The sequence below is a fragment of the Bacteroidota bacterium genome (genome assembly GCA_017303975.1).
Classification (GTDB): Bacteria; Bacteroidota; Bacteroidia; order JAFLBG01; family JAFLBG01; genus JAFLBG01.
In genome coordinates, this window is the sequence record JAFLBG010000023.1 from 32,727 (window position 1) to 52,110 (window position 19,384).

Genomic DNA, 19,384 nt, shown 5'->3' on the forward strand with positions numbered 1-19,384 from the left:
ACCGTACTGTTAATTTAGGAATTAATTAAATCTAATACACCATAAATGGAAAAAGTATCAATTCTTTGGGCAGATGATGAGATAGAATATTTAAAGCCGCACATTCTTTTTTTAAAGGAGAAAGGATACGATGTGACTACAGTAAACAGTGGAGATGATGCTTTGGATCAAATTGCAGCTAAATCATTTGATGTGGTTTTTTTAGACGAAAATATGCCTGGCTTAAGTGGGCTGGAAACGCTAGAAAAATTAAAAAAAATTAATCAAGGTATTCCGGTAATTATGATTACCAAAAGTGAAGAAGAACGTATTATGGAAGATGCTATTGGTAGTAAGATTAGCGACTATCTTATAAAGCCGGTTAATCCGAATCAAATTTTACTTTCCTTAAAAAAAATACTTGATAATAAACGTTTGGTAAGTGCAAAAACTACCACCGGCTATCAACAAGAGTTTAGGAGCATTGGCATGCAGCTTAGCGATAAGTTGAGTTTTGCAGAATGGACAGAAGTATATAAGAAACTTATTTTTTGGGAATTAGAATTACAAAAATCTACCGACCAAAGTATGGCTGAAATACTTACCATGCAAAAGAGAGAGGCAAATACGTTGTTTGCAAAGTATATAGAGAATAATTATTTGACTTGGTTGAGTGGTAAAAGCAAAGATACACCTACTCTTTCTCATACTTTGCTTAAGAGCAAACTATTTCCGGAGGTTGAGAAAGAATCGGTGTTTTTATTGGTAATTGATAATTTACGTTTTGACCAATGGAAGGTTATAGAACCGATAGTTTCTCAGTATTACCGGGTAGATAAAGAAGAAGTATACTGTAGTATTTTACCTACTGCTACTCAATATGCTCGTAATGCTATGTTTGCAGGGCTTATGCCATCTGAGATAGAGAAGTTGTATCCGCAATGGTGGGTAAATGACGACCAAGAAGAAGGAAAAAATTTGCACGAAAGCGATTTTCTTGCTTCTAATTTAAAGCGCTCCGGCAAGGATGTTAAATTTTCGTACAATAAAATTACTAACCTAGCTGCCGGAAAAAAATTAGCAGAAAATATTCCTAATTTATTGCAGAATAGATTAAATGTAATTGTGTATAATTTTGTAGATATGCTTTCGCATGCTCGAACCGAAATGGAAGTTATTCGCGAGTTGGCAGATGATGAGAAGGCTTATCGTTCTATTACCTTGTCTTGGTTTGAACACTCTCCGTTGCACGATATTTTAAAGCAGTTAGCTGATAAAAAAATAAAAGTAATTATAACCACCGATCACGGTACGATAAAAGTAACAGAACCTTCAAAAGTTGTTGGAGATAAGAATGTTAATACCAATTTGCGTTACAAACAAGGTAAAACATTAACCTACGAAAAAAAGGAAGTGTTTGAAGTTAAAAATCCACAAGAAGCTTTTTTACCAAAACTAAATGTAAGTACTACTTATATTTTTGCAAAGCAAGATATGTTTTTTGCGTATCCTAATAATTTCAACTATTACGTTAATTATTACAAAAATACATTTCAGCACGGAGGGGTTTCGCTAGAGGAAATGTTGATACCTTTTATCGTGCTGAGTGCTAAGTAGAGATTGTTTTTTATTCGCACTCACACGAGTCTGTTTCTCTATCTAAGTCAATAGCTGTAACGATTGTAGAAATGCTATCACAATCGGCTACTATGATTCGCACATGTTGATTTTGAGCTGTTGTGCCTTCCACAGCGTATTTGGGGCAGGGCTTATTTTGCACTTCACTTTTTTTATAGTTGATGCTTCCTTTTTGCAGTAGTTCTTTTACTGTATTTTTTGAGATGTTTCTACAGTTCATTCTGCAAGTGGCATGTTTGCTGTATTCTATTTTTTGAGATTGTAATTCTTCTAATTTAAGTGTTGCAGGCAGTTTGCAGCCCGACCTGCCTTTAAATAAAAAACTAACGGTAAAAATTCCTAGTACAACCCCAAAGGCGTAAAAGCCAAGTCGTTTAAGGAATATAGGACGTTCGTTTTTTGAAAGAAGCATAAAATTAATTGCAGGTTAAGGCTTATTTAATCATTTAGATTAAGGGTGTGTCCCATTTTATTTTTTTTCGTTTCCAAGTACAATTTATTGTGTTGGTTCGATTTAATTTCTAGCGGAACGTTTTCAATTATTTCTAATCCATAGCCTAATAATCCGGCTCTTTTGGTTGGATTGTTGGTCATGAGTTTTATTTTATTTACACCTAAATCGCGCAGTATTTGTGCTCCAACTCCGTAATCTCGTTCATCGGGTTTAAAGCCAAGCTCTACATTTGCTTCTACTGTATCTCTTCCATTTTCTTGCAATTGATACGCTTTAAGCTTATTTAATAATCCAATTCCTCTGCCTTCTTGATTCATATACACGATTATTCCCTTTCCCGCCTTTTCAATTACTTCCATTGCTTTTTTTAGTTGAGGTCCGCAATCGCATCTGCAGGAGCCAAAAATATCGCCTGTTAAACAAGAAGAGTGCACGCGCACTAATACCGGTTCATCTTTTTCCCAAGTACCTTTTATAAGCGCTAAATGTTCTTGATCGGTAGTTGTTTGGCGATAGGCAACCAATTCAAAATCTCCGGTTTCGGTAGGCAATTGAATTTTCACATCTCTAACAATGATGCTTTCTTTTTCTAGTCGGTATGCTATTAAATCTTCAATTGAAATAATTTTCAAATCAAATTTTTGTGCAATTTTTAGTAGGTCAGGCAAGCGAGCCATTGTGCCATCTTCATTCATTATTTCCACCAAAGCACCTACTGGCTCAAACCCTGCAAGTCTAGCTATGTCTATGGTAGCTTCTGTGTGCCCCGATCTTCTTAGTACACCGCCTCTTTTAGCTTTAAGAGGAAAAATGTGTCCGGGTCTTCCAAATTCTTCGGGTTTAATAGCAGGATTAATAAGCGCTTGTATTGTTTTGGCTCTGTCGCTTGCCGATATTCCTGTTGAACATCCGTAGCCACGTAAATCAATCGACACTGTAAATGGAGTTTCGTGCACAGAGGTATTATCTTCTACCATTAAATCCAACTTTAGCTCTACTGCTTTCGATTCAATGATGGGGGCACAAATCAAACCTCTGCCGTGTGTGGCCATAAAGTTAATTACTTCCGGAGTTACGTTTCTAGCTGCGGTTACAAAATCCCCTTCGTTTTCACGATCTTTGTCATCAACAATAATAATAACCTTCCCGGCTTTGATATCGCTAATAGCTTCTTCTATGGTATTTAATTTGATTTCTTCGTTCATAATTTTAAAATTCAAATATACGTAAATATGCCTAAAACACTTGCTTTACGCTTTTCTCCCAATCGTACTTATTTTTTACAAATGTATAGCCATTTTCTTGTATAGACGCGTATAACTGATTATTTGTAAGTAATAAGACAATTGCATCTGCAAATTGTTCTGGAGTTTCAGCAAGTAGTATTTCTTTTTTTTCTATGGCTTGCAATGCGTTGTTAGCTTGGAAAGAAGTAACACAAGGTATTTTCATTGCCATGGCTTCTAATAGCTTATTTTGCAAACCAATGCTAATTTGCATCGGTGCAACCAATATTTTCGATTCTGCATAGCAGTCGCGTATATCTTCAATCCAGCCGGTAACAGTTACATTTTTTGATGCAAGCGCTAAAACTCTTTTGGTAGGAGAGGAGCCAGCAAGTACAATTTTTATATTTGGTAATTGTTTTTTTAGAATAGGTAAAATTTTAGTAACCAAAAATTCGGCACTCTCTACATTTGGTGGATATTGCATGTTGCCGGCAAATAGAATATCATACTTTTTTTCTTTTTTTTGTTCTTTAAAAAAATCAAGATTAACACCGTTTCTAATTACTCTAATTTCTTCGTTTTTAGGGTGGTTAATAGCATTTCTGTCTTGTTCTGAAATGATTAATTTGTCTTGAAAGTTTGCAAATACAGCGTGTTCGTATGCTATTAATTTTTTGTATTCCCACTTTAGCAATGCTTTTAAGTACCAAGGTTCAATTGCAATTCTGCGCTCAATACCTTTTGAGAACGCATCCATATAATCAAGTGTTTTTGGGATGCCTTTTATTTCTTTAACATATTCCGTAGTTCTAATCAATTGACATAGAATTTTATCAGGATGTATTTTGGAAATAAACGTGTTAAATATTCGCTGATTTTTTTTTGAATAGAAATAAGAAACCTGAAACGGTAATTGTCGGATTGGTGCTAACAGCAGGTTAATTAGAATTTGAAGTTTACTTAAATAAACAATTTTTATTTCCTTGCAATAATGTTTTATTTCTTCAAAATCTTTACTTGAAATTTTTGTGTCAGACAATGCAAATAAAAACAATTCGTGCTCTTTAGACAGGTGCTTTATAAAATAATAAGCTCTCAGCTTATCGCCTTTTTCAAGCGGATAAGGGAATCGAGAGAGTATTATGGCAAGTTTCATAGTCCGCTATTAAATTTTTTATAAAAATCAATTAATTTTTGGCTAATAAACTCTGTGTTAAATTCTTTTTCTACTAGCAATCGTGCATTTTTCGCGACTGTTTTTAGCTTGTCATTGTTAACTATCAACTCACTAATTTTTTTAATAAATTCTTCCGGGTTGTTTGCAATAATAATGTTGTTTTCATCGAAACACGGAATGCCTTCCATTCCAATAGACGTTGAAACAACCGGAGTGCCAAGCGCCATCGATTCAATTATTTTAATGCGTATGCCACTGCCTGCAAAAAGTGGAACAACCAATATATCTGCTTCGGAAATAAATTCTTTTGCATCAATAACTTCTCCGTGAATAAAAATATTTTGTGTTTCGAGTTTATGTAAGTTGTCTGGAGTGTTTCTACCTGCAACATGCAATTCTAGGTTGTGGTTTTGTTTAACCAGGCTATGCCAAACGGTATTGATAAACCATAGAAGTCCATTGTAGTTTGGTTGCCAATCCAGTGCTCCAATGAATCCAATTTTTTTTACGCATGAAGACTTTGCTGCGTAATTGTAGTTTTTAACTGAAATGCCAAAACTTAAATCTTCTATTGGTTTTGTTATTGATTTTTGCTGGAAATAACGAGTATCTTCTTTACTAATCGAAATTATTCCATCTACTTTATTTAGCGCTTCAATTTCAAAATGTTTAAGTCGTTTTGTTTGAATTGTTAAGTATGCTTTTTTTAATGGGTTTGAAATTTTTTTGGTTAATCGTTCCCAAATTAAATGCTCTACATTATGCGACCTTAAAATTATTTTTATGTTGTGTTTTTTTATAATGCTTATGTAGGGCGCAGTATAAATGCTTTCTAAATGAACAATGTCAAATTTTTCGTTTTCAAGTATTTTTTCTATTCGTTTCTCAAATTCTTTAGAGTAGAACCGTTCAATATGATAGGATTGTTTGCTAAATAAATTTAATAAGGCTTTTATAGGCTTTATTGCAGTATCAATAAAATAAGATTCGAATTTTGTTTTGTTTTTATACTCATTGGCAATGTCGGCTTCTGCTATAAAGTGCTTAGAAGTATTTAGTGCAATAACTTTAACAGTATGCTTTTGCAGTAAAATACTTTCTGTAATGGCATTCATGGCAATGCAGCCGCCATCTTTAGCGGGAATAGGAACTCTATAGCATATTTGAAGAATATTCACTTAGGCTATCTTGTTTTTTGGTTTGAACAATTTTTTAATGGGCTCTATGTAAGCGTCTATATCAAAAAGAGCAGAGTCGGTAGTTGATTTATAGGTTAAGAAAATTCCAATTGGCAGCAATACACAAGATGCCAACCACATTCCTTGAAATGGTGGTACTTCTGCTTCTTTTGCCAGTTTTTCGCCTGTTATAGAAAGTACGTGAAATATGATAAAAAAGATAACCGAAACAATAGCGGGCATTCCAAATCCTCCTTTACGAATAATTGCTCCTAATGGAGCGCCAATAAAGAAAAGTATAATACATGCAAATGATAGTGTAAATTTTCGATGCCACTCTATCTTGTAACGTGCAATTGCATATTCATCCATTTCAATGTCGTTGATGAGCGATTCGTTGTAGGCTTTGGCGCTTCTTGCAATGTTTAATGCAGTTTCGTATATATTCATTTCGCTGCCTGCTAATTTTTTTTGAGTAGGCGAAAGTCCTATTTTCTTTGCTAATATAGAGTTGGGGTTGATAGGGAGCGAGTCGTTGTGCGAAATGTATTGGGCACTTTTGGCGTAGTAATTTTTTAAAATTTCTTTGTGAAAATCAGATTTCCTTTTGACATTTTTATAATACATACTATCTATTCCATCTTCTAGTTGGGCAATAGTTAGCATATCAAAATTATTTTTAAACAAATCCTCGTCCGTACGATGCAATTGAAAGCCTGATAAATCAAAATAGATAGTGTATGTATCAAATGTGTTGGTCATGTGAGGGCGAGTTATTCTGCTTCTTGCATCCGTTAACATTTCTTCGTAACTATTGCCACGGAACAAGGTTAAAATAAGATACAGCTTGTCATTAGAAAAGCTCATCTTGCCCGAATCTGCATAAATAACTTTTGTATTGCCGTTGTTTTGCGTGTGGTCGTATATTAATATTTTTTCTAAACTCTTGCCATCTTTTCCTTTTTTCTCAACCCGAATGCTGTAGCCCTCAATGCCACTGTAAAACATTTTTTCTTTTAAATTGAATGCCGGCTTAGACTCTCTTAAATCGTACAGGAGAGCGTTCATTTTTAAATTTACAATTGGCAAAACATTATTGGAAAAATAGAATGCAGATATAGATATAAGTATGGTTGTATAAATAAGAGGTTTCATAATTTGCTTAAGAGACATGCCTGCCGATTTCATAGAAACCAATTCGTATTGCTCGGATAAATTTCCAAAGGTCATCATGGACGAAAGCAATATAGCCAAAGGCATTGCGAGTGCTACTAATTTAGCCGATGCATAAAATAACAACTTTGCAATTACAATAAATTCAAATCCTTTACCAACTAAATCATCTACATACTTCCATAAAAATTGCATTACGAGTATAAAAACGGAAATGAAAAAAGTTGCCACAAATGGACCTAAAAAAGAGCGAACCATAAATTTGTGTAACGTTTTCATAGTTTGTTTAGATGAGAGCTTTTTTGCAATTATTTTATTGGTTACATGTTAAATTTAGTAGAGATTATTTGCCAATGTAAATCTCTAGTTTCCGTTGTATAATTACCCCCAAAAGTATTATATTTGGTTAACAAATGATACTTATTTAAGATGAAACCTTCAAAAAAAGTAGCTTCCTTATTTTTAACAATAAGTCTTGTGCTTGTTGTTTTGTTTTCTTGCAAAAAGAAAGAAACGGAAGAGCCTCCTGTAGTTGATGAACCTACTAAAGCCAATAAGGAGCTTCTTATTAATAAGAACTGGAAGATGACTTCACTTATGTTTGGTACAATTGATTTTTATTCTACCATTGCAGCCTGCGAAAGCGATGATATAAGCATTTTTTCGGCTGACAGTACTTTTGTAATTGATGAAGGGCTTACAAAGTGCAATACTGCCGATCCTCAAACAAAAAGCACCGGAGTGTGGATTTTTATTGATAATGATACCAAATTGGTAATGACACCCACTACCGGAAATCCTGATACAGGAGCCATTGTTCAATTAGATGAAAGTGTTTTTAAGTTGAGAGTTAAAGTGCCTCCTTATGGCGAAGCAGTTGCTACATTTTCTAAGCAATAGACAAGATGATTAAGAATAAAAAAATAGTAGTTGTTCTTCCGGCTTACAATGCAGAGCTTACATTAGAAAAAACATACAAAGAAATACCCTTTGATATTGTGGATGATGTAGTTTTGGTTGATGATGCAAGTAGCGACAAAACTGTTGAGGTTGGAAAGAGAATAGGAATTAAACACATCATTCGACACGAAAAAAACAAGGGATACGGTGGAAATCAAAAAACCTGTTACGATAAGGCGTTAGAACTCAATGCAGATATTGTAATTATGCTGCATCCCGATTATCAATATACTCCGTTGCTAATAAGCTCTATGTCTTATATTATTGCAAACGATTTATACCCGGTAGTTTTTGGTTCGAGAATTTTGGGCAATGGAGCATTGAAAGGCGGAATGCCTTTATATAAATATATATTTAATCGAATGCTAACATTGAGTCAGAATATATTAATCGGACAGAAATTATCTGAATACCACACCGGCTACAGAGCCTTTTCCGGGGATGCTATTAGAGCGGTAAACTACCATGCCAACTCCAATGATTTCGTGTTTGATAACCAAATGATATCGCAGTTATTTATGAAGGGGTTTAATATTGCCGAAATAACCTGTCCTACAAAATACTTTCCGGAAGCATCTTCTATCAATTTTAGAAGAAGCATGCAATACGGACTAGGTGTATTGGGCGTTTCGTTCAAACACTTTTTAAACAGGTTGGGAGTGCTTAAATCGGATATCTACAAAGACAAATAGATTTGGTTGCTTAACGAATTATTTTCTTTTTCTGCCCTGTTTTTTCTCTAACGCCATTCTTCGTTTATACGGCCCGCCTAGATTAATTTTCATGTTTTTTCCTTTCTTCTCGTGGAAAGCACCTTTCGATTTTTTTATTGTGCTGCTCTTGTAATAACCCTTGTCAAACAAAACAGGTTTTTCGTCTTCGGTATATTTAGTAGATATTTTAACATCCTTGGGCAGTTCTACGATAGGAATTTCTTTATTCATGTAGGTTTCTATCTGCACTTGAAACTCTTTTTCTGCCTCACTAATAAATGTAATAGATGCCCCTGTTTTATCGGCTCTGCCGGTTCTTCCTATTCGGTGAATATAATCTGTTGCAATATCCGGTGTATCGAAGTTTATAACGTGTGTAATGTTTTCAATATCTAAACCTCTGGCTATAATATCTGTAGCAATTAGTACTCGTAATTCTCCGCTACCAAATTGTTGTATAGCTCCAAAACGCTGTGGTTGGGTTTTGTTAGAGTGTATTACACCCAATTGATTTGGAAATTTATTCGAAATTTCTGTATATAAATTGTCCGCAAGCCTTTTGCTCTTTACAAAAACAAGCACTCTGTTTAGCTCGGGATGATTCTTAAGAAGGTGTTCCAGTAAATTTACTTTTGTGTGAAAATTAGGTACATAATAGGCCGTTTGCTCAATTTTTTCAACCGGTGTTGAATAATTAGCAATAGCAACCGTTACAGGAGCAATAACAAATTCCGATATAATTTTTTTTACATCATCGCTCATGGTTGCCGAAAACAGTAGCGTTTGTCGCTTTTTAGGAAGCGCATCAATTAAATTTACCAACTGTGTTCGGAATCCTAGATTAAACATTTCGTCCACTTCATCAATTACCAATGTTTGAATCGATTTCCATCGTAAAATTCCGGTAAGTGCTAAATCCATTAATCTTCCGGGAGTACCAACTAAAATATCCAATCCATTGTACACAACTGTTTTTTGTGTGTTTATATTTGTTCCGCCATACACGCCTGCAAATCGCACTGATACGTATTTTGAGAGTTTTTCTATTTCTTTTACAATTTGCAGCACAAGCTCTCTGGTGGGCACTACAATTAGTATTCTTGGCTGTCTTTCTTCCGAATATTTAAGTTGTCGGAGTATAGGCAATAAGTATGCAAATGTTTTTCCAGTACCGGTTTGTGCAACACCAATAACATTTTTTCCGGACATAATAACCGGAAAGCTTTTTTCCTGAATTGGAGTGGGGTATATGTATCCCAATTCCGATAGAGCGTTTAAAAGTTGCTTACTTAAATTTAATTGGTCGAAAGTAATCATAGGTGTTTTTAGTCTTCGTAAAAATCTTTTAATGCGCCCAAGTAGTTTTTGTTCCAGCCTTCTACAATGTCATCATATGCTTCAGTAGGAATATTGGTGTGTCTTAGCTCTAAAGAAGTGCCTTTTTCATGGGCATGTAGCAATATGGTTACAATCGAATCTTCCGAATCATCGCCAAAGTACCACTGTTGAACAATTTTTTTGTTTTCTACAAATTCAATGTTTTTTCCGGTAATGTTATCTTCCCACAACGAAAATTCCGATCCGGGCTCTGTACTCATTATTGCGGGCTCTCCGCTCCATAATAGTATAGTGGAGGGGGTAGTAAGCGCCAAATAAACTTCTTCCGGAGTTGCAGGTATAGCAAAATATTTTTTATAATCTGGCATATCTAATTTGGTTGAATACGCCAAAAATACTCTTTTTAAGCCAATTAACTCAGCTCATTTTCAAACTATGCGCATAGTGATAGTTTCTGTCTTGCAAATTTTTCCGTAATTACACACATTAACTCAAGTAAGAAAACCCAGTAAGAGAAAGAATACACTTGGAAATCTTAGCGTTTGTGCGATTTTGAAGCGTTGCAAACGCTATGGTCAAAGCATTCTCGTTACTAGTCTTTTCTTCTTTATAATAAAATGAGATTGTTGTAATTAAAATTTTCTGTTGTAATTTGAATACCATTTCGATAATGCCTCAACTTTATCTTTGTTGTCTTTTAGCCAAATGAATATTTTTTCATCTTCTTTTGATTGAGTAATATAATAGCTAAAAGCCTCAATATGCTTGTCGTTTGTCATTGAATAAAAGAAGTCTACATAATAATTCCACCAAAAACCTTTATTGTCTTTTTTCAATTCTCCTAAAACAGAAAAGAATGATTTCGTGTTATCAGCAAATAGTTCGTATTCTGTTTTCTTTTCATTTTCCTCTAAATTTTTTGATGCCTCTAGAAGAGAAAGCATTAGTTCTGCTGCACGAAATTCGTCAGATTCTTTATTGTCTGATAGTGTTATAGTTGTTGATTTTTCATTTTCTTTTTTTACACCTTTTTTAAGTTCAAAGTCTAATAGTTCATAAGCGGCTTTTGTTCTATTTCCATTGGGTTCGAGCAATAGGAAATTGTAAAGTGCTAAAAGTGATTTTACTCTATTACCTTGTTCGCTCATAACATAGCCTAATAGCAAATGGCTGCTTGCATGTGAAGGTTTAATTTTTAAAGAATTTTGTAAGGCTAGTTCAGCGTCCTTATATTCTTTTAAGCTATAAGAAGTATAACCTAAATTATAATATAATAAATGATTATTGGGAAACTCCTTGATAGCCTTTTCATAAGTCTTAATAGCCTCTTTTGATTTACCTAACATATCAAAAGCGGTGCCTTTTAGTATATACGCTTGGTCTATATAGTTTGATTTAGCGGATATAACATAATCACTGTGTTCAATTGCTTTTTCGTAATCTTTTAAAGCAAAATAGGTTGATGAAATTTCATAGTTAGCAAGAGGTGATTTTTTGTCAACTTGCAATGCTTTTTTATATTGTTCAATGGCACCTTTGTAGTCGCCATTGTCATAAAGTTTAACTCCTTGGTCAACGAAGTTTTGTAGTTCGTTGTTTTGTCCGAAAGCTTTACAAATAAATAATGTAAAGATTAAAATTGTTTTGATGTTTTTTTCATTGTTGTTACCATTTAAAGTTAAATTTAAAAAACTGAACGCGCAGCTGTAGCTGCTTGTCGATTTTCTATTTTTAATTGGCTCAACTTTGGGGAAGCTTACACATGGGCTTCGGCATAAATTAAGGTGCTTCGCCCATTTCTTTTTTGCCTTCGCTAAAAAACATTTGTACATTTAATCAACAGTTCTGCAAGTAGACAAGTAGGTGCAAGAAAGTGCCGCCTGTGCTTGCTTGGGGAACGTTAGGCACAATTATTAAACGACACCGTAACTAAATAATGGCAACAAGAAAAAGCACAACACAGACACCCAAGGAGACAGCTATTTTGACAATAAGTAATGCTGACTTTGTTGGTAAATTAGAAAAGCGAATTGAAATTGGCGAAGAGATATTTAATCGTAACATTTCAAATCAAAATGAACTAACAACTGCGAACTCTGATTACAAGTTATGGACCGACTATAACTTTGAAATGCTTAAACAAGTATTTAACATTGAAATCAACGATTATATGGACTCATATAATCACGCAGGGTACACATTTATGGGTCAGATGGGCGAAGTTCAAGGAAATCCAGTACAGACATTTAAGAATTTAGTGAAGTACAAATTGGACAACCTGAAAAGCTTACTGACAAGAGCGGAATTACTTAAATCGCAAGTAGCGACAAGTACACCAGTTTCAGTATCGACAGCTAAACCGTCAGTTTCAAGAACAGAAGTTTTTATTGTACACGGACACGATGAAGCAGCAAAAACAAAAACAGCACGGTTTATTGAAAAGTTAGGATTGACACCAATCATACTTCACGAACAAGCTAGTGGTAGCAAGACAGTAATTGAAAAAATTGAAGCATACTCGAATGTAGGTTTTGGCATTATACTTTATACACCTTGCGACATCGGAGCGAAAAGAGAAGAAAATCCTAAATTGAAAAATAGAGCAAGACAAAATGTTGTTTTTGAACACGGTTTTTTAATTGGAAAAATTGGAAGACAAAATGTTTGCGCATTGGTGAAAGACGACATTGAAACGCCAAACGACATTTCTGGAGTAGTCTATGTAAAAATGGACGAGGATGATGCGTGGCATTTAAAAGTTGCACGCGAATTGCGAAACTCAGGCTATGAAATTGATATGAACAAATTATAACTGTGCCTAACAGCAGCTACCCAAAAGTGGCGGTTCAGTGGTTAAATCAAGCTTTGTGCTTCTATCAAAGTTTCTGCTTGGTTGACAGTGAAGTGCTTCGAAATCGCCACCTTCGGGTAGCTGCAAAACGTTATAGCCAATGGTAGGACGACCGTGCAACAACGACAGACCGATCAAAATTTAAACATTAAAACAAAGACAAACCATTTTGACAGGTGAACAAAAACATACAGACCATTTTGCAACGGGACAGCTAATAAGCCGACACTCAATCCGAACCAATGTTTTTTATTTTTTCCCACCGCACTTTTTTAAAAACAATTTTAGCCAGCCGCACAAGTGGCTCTTTTGGTTTTGCCCCGACACACAAGGCCGACCCTTCGCAAAACCAAAAGAGCCACTTTTTTGCCAACGCACGACATAAACATTAACATATGAAAATTTATATCAAAAATATGGTTTGTAATCGCTGCATAATGGTAGTGAAAAATGAATTGGAGAAACTAGGTTTTCAAACTTTGAATATTAGTTTAGGCGAAGTTGAACTCAAAAACGACTTTACTGAAACTGAAAAAACTAACCTTGACAATCATCTCAAAACGTTTGGATTTGAATTGATTGATGACAAAAAAAGTCGTCTAATCGGACAAATTAAATCATACATTATTGAAATTATACATCAAAATAACAGCGAATTAAAATCCAATTTATCTGACTATTTGAGCAGTAAACTATATCACGACTACACTTACTTATCAAACTTGTTTTCGGAAGTAGAAGGCACAACAATTGAGAAGTATTTCATTGCACAAAAAATTGAAAAGGTAAAAGAACTATTGGTTTATGATGAATTATCATTAAGCGAAATAGCTGACCAAATGAATTATTCCAGCGTTGGATATCTAAGCAATCAGTTTAAAAAAGTTACAGGACTTACTCCTACTCATTTTAAAAATATCAAGGAAATCAAACGAAAACCATTGGATGAAGTGTAAATGTTACAAATTCAATCCAAAATCAAGTAACGAGCATGAACTAAAATGTTGCCACCTTTGTAGTGTAATAATACTATCAAAGGTATGGCAACAAATAATAAAGAAATTCGAATTCCCCTTGAAGGCGTTGAAAGTGAACACTGCGCTTTAATAGTGGACAATGGATTGTCTAAACTTACAGGTGTTGATTCACATCGAGTAGAACTGAATAATAAGCAGGCTATAATTAGAACTCAAAATCAAGAGACTGTTTCAGAAGCCGTTAAAACCATAAGAGATTTAGGTTATGGAGTAACAACCGTAAAGAAGTTATTTCCAGTATTGCAAATGACTTGTGCTTCGTGTGCAGTAAGTGTAGAGAGTATACTTAAAGCTCAAGCTGGAGTTGTAGATGCTAGCGTCAATTATACAAATGCGAAGGTTTCCATTGAATTTATTCCGAGTTTGGTACAATCAGATAGCTTGAGAAAAGCTGTTCAAAGTATTGGCTACGATTTATTAATTGATGAAAGTACTTCAGGTGATGAGACGATTGAGCATATTCAGCAAGAGAAGTTTAGTATATTAAAAAAGAAAACCTATTGGGCTTTAACATTATCGGTTCCAGTTGTAGTTATAGGTATGTTCTTTATGGATATACCCTTTGCCAATGAAATAATGTGGTTTTTAAGTACCCCAGTTTTATTTTGGTTAGGGAGAGATTTTTACATCAATGCTTGGAAACAAGCCAAACATCGCTCTGCCAATATGGATACCTTGGTGGCATTAAGCACAGGTGTTGCTTACATTTTCAGTGTTTTCAATACACTGGCACCTGAATTTTGGCACGAAAGGGGATTACACGCTCACGTTTATTTTGAAGCTGCATCTGTTATCATTGGTTATATATTGTTAGGTAAACTATTGGAAGAAAAAGCCAAAGGAAATACTTCATCTGCAATAAGGAAATTGATGGGCTTACAGCCTAAAACAGTTACAATTGTGCATGATGGCGGTTATCAAATGGAAATCCCCATTGAGCAAGTTGAAATTGGCAATACGATTGTCGTAAAACCTGGAGAAAAAATTGCAGTGGATGGAACCGTCATCAATGGAAATTCTTATGTTGATGAAAGTATGTTGAGCGGTGAGCCTGTTCCTGTATTGAAAAATGAGAACGAAAAAGTATTTGCAGGTACAATAAACCAAAAAGGAAGTTTTCAATTCAAAGCCGACAAAGTAGGCAGTGAAACTATGCTTGCACACATTATCAAAATGGTGCAGGATGCACAAGGCAGTAAAGCTCCTGTCCAAAAATTGGTGGACAAAATTGCAGGTGTTTTCGTGCCTATTGTAATTATAATTGCAATTGCTTCATTTATTGTATGGAACATCTTTGGCGGAGACAATGGTTTTACTCAGGGATTGTTAGCCCTTATTACCGTATTAGTTATTGCCTGCCCTTGTGCCTTGGGTCTGGCTACTCCTACTGCCATAATGGTTGGAGTGGGCAAAGGAGCAGAAAAGGGGATTTTAATTAAAGATGCTGAAAGTCTTGAATTGACAAAAAAGGTAAATGCAGTAATACTCGATAAAACAGGAACTATTACAGAAGGCAAACCCATTGTAACAAATGATTTTTGGACTGATGAAACCCTGATATTAAAACAAATACTTTTCAGCATTGAAAAGCAATCAGAACACCCTTTGGCAGAAGCGGTTGTTACCCATCTAAAAAATCAAAACACCATTTCAATATCAAAATTTGAAAGCATTACAGGTAAAGGAGCAAAAGCTGAAATTGACGGTGAAACTTATTTCATTGGAAACAAAAGGCTGATACAAGAAAATGAAATATTAATTGAAAATTCGGTTGTTGAAAAAGCCAATCAATATAGTAATGAAGCCAAAACAGTAATTTGGTTTACCAATACAAAAAAAGTAATAGCCATACTGGCAATAGCTGACCAAATTAAAGCAACTTCTAAAAGGGCAATTGAAGAATTACAGCTATCAGACATTGAAGTTTATATGCTTACAGGCGACAACGAAATGACAGCTAAAGCTGTTTCAGAAAAAGTTGGAATCAAACATTACAAAGCCGAAGTGTTGCCTGAACATAAAGCCATGTTTGTAAAGCAATTACAAGAACAAGGGAAGGTTGTAGCAATGGTTGGCGATGGTATCAACGACAGCACAGCATTGGCTCAAGCAGACGTGAGTATAGCAATGGGTAAAGGAAGCGATATTGCAATGGATGTAGCTAAGATGACCATTATCTCATCTGACCTTACAAAAATTCCGGAAGCAATACATTTGTCAAAATCAACAGTCAGCACCATAAAGCAAAATCTCTTTTGGGCATTTATTTACAACCTTATTGGTATTCCAATTGCTGCAGGTATTTTATACCCGATTAATGGTTTCTTGCTCAACCCAATGATTGCAGGAGCAGCAATGGCATTGAGCAGTGTAAGTGTAATAAGTAATAGTTTGTGGTTGAAGTATAAAAAATAGGCAGCCGTAAATGTTACAAATCAATTCAAAAATACAGTAACGCAATTGGACAGAATATATACGAAATTTGTATTGTAAATTATTAAATTAAAATGGATACAAAGGATAAAATAATAAAGTTCAAAACCAACATCAACTGCGGTGGATGTGTGGCAAAAGTTACACCATTCCTCAATGAAGCCGAAGGAATCTGTCATTGGGAAGTAGATACAGAAAACAAGGACAAGATCTTATCCGTGCATACGGAAGAAATAAGCGAAGAAGAAGTCATCAAAAAAGTAAAGGAAGCAGGATTTAAAATAGAATTAATAAACAACTAAAAAAAAACAGTTATGAATACAATAGCAAAAATATCAGCAGCAAGCTTTTTGCTGTTTTCCGTCTCCGCATGTAATGCACAAATGAAGAACACAAAAACAGAAAATGTAAAAGTGTATGGCAATTGTGGAATGTGTGAGAAAACCATTGAAACGGCTGGAAATCTCAAGAAAGTTGCCACCGTGGATTGGAACAAAGATAACAAAATAGCAAGCATCAGCTACGATAGTACCAAAACAAACCTGGATGAAATCCTGAAACGCATCGCATTGGCAGGTTATGACAGTGATAAATTCCTGGCTCCGGATGATGTGTACGCCAAATTGCCAGGATGCTGCCAATACGAACGGGTAAACAAAACAGCAATGGCAACAAACACTGTTATTGAAGACCATTCAATGCACAATCAAGAAAATGTAGTTGATACGAAGCAAGAAACAAATCAACTAAAAGCAGTGTTCGACAATTATTTTGCGGTAAAAGATGCTTTGGTAAAAACAGACGGAAACACCGCATCAACAAAAGCAAAGGAATTGCTTAACGCAATCAATGCTGTAAAAATGGAAAAATTGGCAGCAGAAGAACATCCTGTTTGGATGAAAGTAATGAAAGATTTGGCTTTTGATGCTGAACATATTGCAAACACCAAAGAAGCTTCACATCAAAGAGACCATTTGATGTCGCTTTCAAAAAATATGTATGCCCTTATCAAAGTTTCAAAAACCGAAACACCAACCTATTACCAATTTTGCCCAATGGCAAACGATGGAAAAGGGGCTAATTGGTTAAGTAAAGAAAATGAGGTGAAAAATCCGTATTACGGCTCGCAAATGCTTACCTGTGGTAAAACTGTAGAAACAATTAAATAAAAATATAGGGTATCCTTCGGCTACCCTATTAATCATTTTAACAATGAAATACTTAAAATGGATAATCAAAAAAATATTTATAAAAAACTGTTGCCGATAGCACTATTGCTTTTAGTAACTCATTTGACCTATGCTCAAAAAACAGTTAGGTATGATCTTTATGTAAAAGACACATTAGTGAATTTTGCCGGGAAAGAAAAACAAGCCATTGCTGTAAACGGACAAATACCAATGCCAACATTGGTTTTTACAGAAGGAGATACAGCCGAAATTCATGTACACAATTTGCTAAAAGAAGAAACATCTTTGCATTGGCACGGACTTCTTTTGCCAAATAAAGAAGATGGCGTTCCTAATCTAACGCAAATGCCAATCAAACCAAATACTACGCATGTCTATAAATTCCCAATCATTCAAAATGGTACGCATTGGTATCATTCACACTCTGGCTTACAGGAACAAATAGGTATGTATGGAAACTTTGTAATGCTAAAAAGGCAAGATGATAAAACATTCAGAAAGGGGATAGATGATATACCAACCTTACCAATTGTTTTAAGCGAATGGACAAATGTAAAACCTGAAAACATTCATCGAATGTTGCATAACGCCAACGATTATCCCGCATTAAAGAAAAATTCCGTTCAGAGTTACGGAGAGGCAATTAAAGCAGGGCATTTTAAAACCAAACTAAAAAACGAATGGAAAAGAATGTTGGCAATGGACGTAAGCGATGTGTACTACGAAAAAATACTGATGAACGGTAAACCAAGCGCAGACCTTACTAACATTGATGGAAAAGAATTAAAAGCAGGCGATAAGGTTCGGTTACGAATTTCTAACGGAGGAGCATCTTCTTATTTCTGGCTAACTTATGCAGGTGGAAAAATTACTGTAGTTGCTAATGACGGCAACGATGTTGAGCCTGTTGAAGTTGATAGATTGATTATTGCTGTTTCTGAAACCTACGATATTATTGTAACTATTCCTACCGAAAATACGGCTTTTGAATTTTTGGCAACCACCGAGGACAGAACCAATTCAGCATCATTATATATTGGCAACGGCATCAAACAACTCAAATCACCACAACCAAGATTGAAATATTTTGAGGGAATGAAGATGATGAACGATATGATGAAAATGAATGGCGACCTTGACGATATGGGAATGAATATGTCGTTAAATCAAATGGATATGAACGTGGTAATGTATCCAGAAATTACAGGTGAAAGTAAACCCAAGCAAAGTGATGACGACCCAAACCGATACAATGCGAATGCTTTGGCAGATATTGTAACGCTAAATTATGCAATGTTGAAATCGCCAAGTCATACCTCACTTCCCAAAGATGCACCAGTCAAGGAACTAAAGTTTGAACTTACAGGAAATATGAACCGCTATGTGTGGAGCTTAGACAATAAAGTAGTTTCCGAAACGGATAAAATATTGATTAAAAAAGGGGAAAATGTTCGTATCATATTATATAATGGCTCTATGATGCGACACCCAATGCATTTACACGGTCATGATTTTAGACTATTAAACGGACAAGGTGCAAATGCACCGCTTAAAAATGTTGTAGATATTATGCCAATGGAAACAGATACATTAGAGTTTAATGCCAATGTTGAAGGAGATTGGTTTTTTCATTGTCATATTCTTTACCACATGATGAGTGGAATGGGAAGAGTTTTTAGTTATGAAAATCAAGAGCCAAATCCTTTAATTCCAAATCCAAAACTGGCGCAAAGAAAACTCTATGCTGATGACCGTAAACTTCATTTTATGGCGGAAAATGATTTTGCGACAAATGGAAATGACGGAATGGCAATGCTACAAAACACTCGTTGGAGCATGGGCACAGAATGGCGTTTAGGATACAATGATATGCACGGCTATGAAACTGAAACACATTTAGGACGATACATTGGAAAAATGCAATGGTTGATGCCATTTATTGGTTTTGATTGGCGTTACAGAAAAATGGGAATTGATGAACAAGAAGAAAATTTATTCGGACAAGTAAATAAAAAAGACAACAGAACTGCTGTA

At 35.0% G+C, this 19,384-nt stretch carries 18 protein-coding genes; 9 read left to right on the plus strand and 9 right to left on the minus strand.

Annotation, left to right across the window (positions count from 1 at the left end; translation table 11 throughout):
- Nucleotides 1-45 precede the first annotated feature (45 nt).
- Nucleotides 46-1,596 (plus strand): bifunctional response regulator/alkaline phosphatase family protein, encoded by a 1,551-nt coding sequence (locus tag J0M08_08795; GenBank protein ID MBN8703150.1) that lies wholly within the window; start codon nucleotides 46-48, stop codon nucleotides 1,594-1,596.
- A 10-nt stretch (nucleotides 1,597-1,606) separates the two neighbouring features.
- On the opposite strand, the gene J0M08_08800 is transcribed toward J0M08_08795, so the two are convergent.
- Genes J0M08_08800 through J0M08_08820 form a run of 5 tightly spaced genes read right to left on the minus strand, consistent with a single transcriptional unit; the run spans nucleotide 1,607 to nucleotide 7,107 of the window.
- Nucleotides 1,607-2,029: a DUF4258 domain-containing protein gene (locus tag J0M08_08800; protein MBN8703151.1), complete on the minus strand. Its 423-nt coding sequence runs from the start codon at nucleotides 2,027-2,029 to the stop codon at nucleotides 1,607-1,609.
- Between the two features lie 26 nt (nucleotides 2,030-2,055).
- Nucleotides 2,056-3,276 (minus strand): bifunctional 3,4-dihydroxy-2-butanone-4-phosphate synthase/GTP cyclohydrolase II, encoded by a 1,221-nt coding sequence (locus tag J0M08_08805; GenBank protein ID MBN8703152.1) that lies wholly within the window; start codon nucleotides 3,274-3,276, stop codon nucleotides 2,056-2,058.
- A 31-nt stretch (nucleotides 3,277-3,307) separates the two neighbouring features.
- A complete protein-coding gene (locus J0M08_08810; protein ID MBN8703153.1) occupies nucleotides 3,308-4,456 on the minus strand; it encodes a glycosyltransferase in 1,149 nt (382 codons plus the stop codon).
- Complete coding sequence (locus J0M08_08815; GenBank protein MBN8703154.1) at nucleotides 4,453-5,655, minus strand: glycosyltransferase family 4 protein; 1,203 nt, start codon at nucleotides 5,653-5,655, stop codon at nucleotides 4,453-4,455. The genes J0M08_08810 and J0M08_08815 overlap by 4 nt, the downstream gene beginning before the upstream one ends.
- On the minus strand, nucleotides 5,656-7,107 hold the full coding sequence (locus tag J0M08_08820; GenBank protein ID MBN8703155.1) for an LptF/LptG family permease: 1,452 nt from the start codon (nucleotides 7,105-7,107) through the stop codon (nucleotides 5,656-5,658).
- Nucleotides 7,108-7,257: 150 nt separating this feature from the next.
- Between J0M08_08820 and J0M08_08825 the strand changes: the two genes are divergently transcribed.
- Both J0M08_08825 and J0M08_08830 read left to right on the plus strand, forming a co-directional pair.
- Nucleotides 7,258-7,728: a lipocalin family protein gene (locus J0M08_08825; GenBank protein ID MBN8703156.1), complete on the plus strand. Its 471-nt coding sequence runs from the start codon at nucleotides 7,258-7,260 to the stop codon at nucleotides 7,726-7,728.
- Nucleotides 7,729-7,733: 5 nt separating this feature from the next.
- Complete coding sequence (locus tag J0M08_08830) at nucleotides 7,734-8,480, plus strand: glycosyltransferase family 2 protein (GenBank protein ID MBN8703157.1); 747 nt, start codon at nucleotides 7,734-7,736, stop codon at nucleotides 8,478-8,480.
- A gap of 18 nt (nucleotides 8,481-8,498) precedes the next feature.
- On the opposite strand, the gene J0M08_08835 is transcribed toward J0M08_08830, so the two are convergent.
- The 3 genes from J0M08_08835 to J0M08_08845 form a co-directional block, all read right to left on the minus strand.
- Complete coding sequence (locus J0M08_08835; protein MBN8703158.1) at nucleotides 8,499-9,818, minus strand: DEAD/DEAH box helicase; 1,320 nt, start codon at nucleotides 9,816-9,818, stop codon at nucleotides 8,499-8,501.
- Nucleotides 9,819-9,826: 8 nt separating this feature from the next.
- Nucleotides 9,827-10,207, minus strand: coding sequence for an SRPBCC domain-containing protein (locus J0M08_08840; GenBank protein MBN8703159.1), 381 nt, complete (start codon nucleotides 10,205-10,207; stop codon nucleotides 9,827-9,829).
- A gap of 264 nt (nucleotides 10,208-10,471) precedes the next feature.
- Nucleotides 10,472-11,671 carry a tetratricopeptide repeat protein gene (locus J0M08_08845; protein MBN8703160.1) on the minus strand — a complete coding sequence of 400 codons (1,200 nt, stop codon included), beginning with the start codon at nucleotides 11,669-11,671 and terminating at the stop codon, nucleotides 10,472-10,474.
- A 299-nt stretch (nucleotides 11,672-11,970) separates the two neighbouring features.
- Between J0M08_08845 and J0M08_08850 the strand changes: the two genes are divergently transcribed.
- On the plus strand, nucleotides 11,971-12,651 hold the full coding sequence (locus J0M08_08850) for a nucleotide-binding protein (GenBank protein ID MBN8703161.1): 681 nt from the start codon (nucleotides 11,971-11,973) through the stop codon (nucleotides 12,649-12,651).
- Between the two features lie 6 nt (nucleotides 12,652-12,657).
- On the opposite strand, the gene J0M08_08855 is transcribed toward J0M08_08850, so the two are convergent.
- On the minus strand, nucleotides 12,658-12,828 hold the full coding sequence (locus tag J0M08_08855; protein MBN8703162.1) for a hypothetical protein: 171 nt from the start codon (nucleotides 12,826-12,828) through the stop codon (nucleotides 12,658-12,660).
- A gap of 257 nt (nucleotides 12,829-13,085) precedes the next feature.
- On the opposite strand from J0M08_08855, the gene J0M08_08860 reads away from it, so the two are divergent.
- The 5 genes from J0M08_08860 to J0M08_08880 form a co-directional block, all read left to right on the plus strand.
- Nucleotides 13,086-13,646, plus strand: coding sequence for a helix-turn-helix transcriptional regulator (locus J0M08_08860; GenBank protein MBN8703163.1), 561 nt, complete (start codon nucleotides 13,086-13,088; stop codon nucleotides 13,644-13,646).
- 84 nt (nucleotides 13,647-13,730) lie between these two features.
- Nucleotides 13,731-16,142, plus strand: a complete 2,412-nt coding sequence (locus tag J0M08_08865; protein MBN8703164.1) for a copper-translocating P-type ATPase — start codon at nucleotides 13,731-13,733, stop codon at nucleotides 16,140-16,142.
- 92 nt (nucleotides 16,143-16,234) lie between these two features.
- Nucleotides 16,235-16,462: a heavy-metal-associated domain-containing protein gene (locus J0M08_08870; GenBank protein MBN8703165.1), complete on the plus strand. Its 228-nt coding sequence runs from the start codon at nucleotides 16,235-16,237 to the stop codon at nucleotides 16,460-16,462.
- Between the two features lie 12 nt (nucleotides 16,463-16,474).
- Nucleotides 16,475-17,329: a DUF3347 domain-containing protein gene (locus tag J0M08_08875; GenBank protein MBN8703166.1), complete on the plus strand. Its 855-nt coding sequence runs from the start codon at nucleotides 16,475-16,477 to the stop codon at nucleotides 17,327-17,329.
- A gap of 57 nt (nucleotides 17,330-17,386) precedes the next feature.
- Nucleotides 17,387-19,384: multicopper oxidase domain-containing protein (locus J0M08_08880; protein ID MBN8703167.1), on the plus strand; the 1,998-nt coding region annotated here is incomplete at its 3' end.

Bases quoted from the DNA above. Each gene is read 5' to 3' on its own strand.
- J0M08_08795 (MBN8703150.1), top strand. From the start codon at position 46: ATGGAAAAAGTATCAATTCTTTGGGCAGATGATGAGATAGAATATTTA.
- J0M08_08800 (MBN8703151.1), bottom strand. From the start codon at position 2,029: ATGCTTCTTTCAAAAAACGAACGTCCTATATTCCTTAAACGACTTGGC.
- J0M08_08805 (MBN8703152.1), bottom strand. From the start codon at position 3,276: ATGAACGAAGAAATCAAATTAAATACCATAGAAGAAGCTATTAGCGAT.
- J0M08_08810 (MBN8703153.1), bottom strand. From the start codon at position 4,456: ATGAAACTTGCCATAATACTCTCTCGATTCCCTTATCCGCTTGAAAAA.
- J0M08_08820 (MBN8703155.1), bottom strand. From the start codon at position 7,107: ATGAAAACGTTACACAAATTTATGGTTCGCTCTTTTTTAGGTCCATTT.
- J0M08_08825 (MBN8703156.1), top strand. From the start codon at position 7,258: ATGAAACCTTCAAAAAAAGTAGCTTCCTTATTTTTAACAATAAGTCTT.
- J0M08_08830 (MBN8703157.1), top strand. From the start codon at position 7,734: ATGATTAAGAATAAAAAAATAGTAGTTGTTCTTCCGGCTTACAATGCA.
- J0M08_08835 (MBN8703158.1), bottom strand. From the start codon at position 9,818: ATGATTACTTTCGACCAATTAAATTTAAGTAAGCAACTTTTAAACGCT.
- J0M08_08840 (MBN8703159.1), bottom strand. From the start codon at position 10,207: ATGCCAGATTATAAAAAATATTTTGCTATACCTGCAACTCCGGAAGAA.
- J0M08_08845 (MBN8703160.1), bottom strand. From the start codon at position 11,671: ATGTACAAATGTTTTTTAGCGAAGGCAAAAAAGAAATGGGCGAAGCAC.
- J0M08_08850 (MBN8703161.1), top strand. From the start codon at position 11,971: ATGCTTAAACAAGTATTTAACATTGAAATCAACGATTATATGGACTCA.
- J0M08_08860 (MBN8703163.1), top strand. From the start codon at position 13,086: ATGAAAATTTATATCAAAAATATGGTTTGTAATCGCTGCATAATGGTA.
- J0M08_08865 (MBN8703164.1), top strand. From the start codon at position 13,731: ATGGCAACAAATAATAAAGAAATTCGAATTCCCCTTGAAGGCGTTGAA.
- J0M08_08870 (MBN8703165.1), top strand. From the start codon at position 16,235: ATGGATACAAAGGATAAAATAATAAAGTTCAAAACCAACATCAACTGC.
- J0M08_08875 (MBN8703166.1), top strand. From the start codon at position 16,475: ATGAATACAATAGCAAAAATATCAGCAGCAAGCTTTTTGCTGTTTTCC.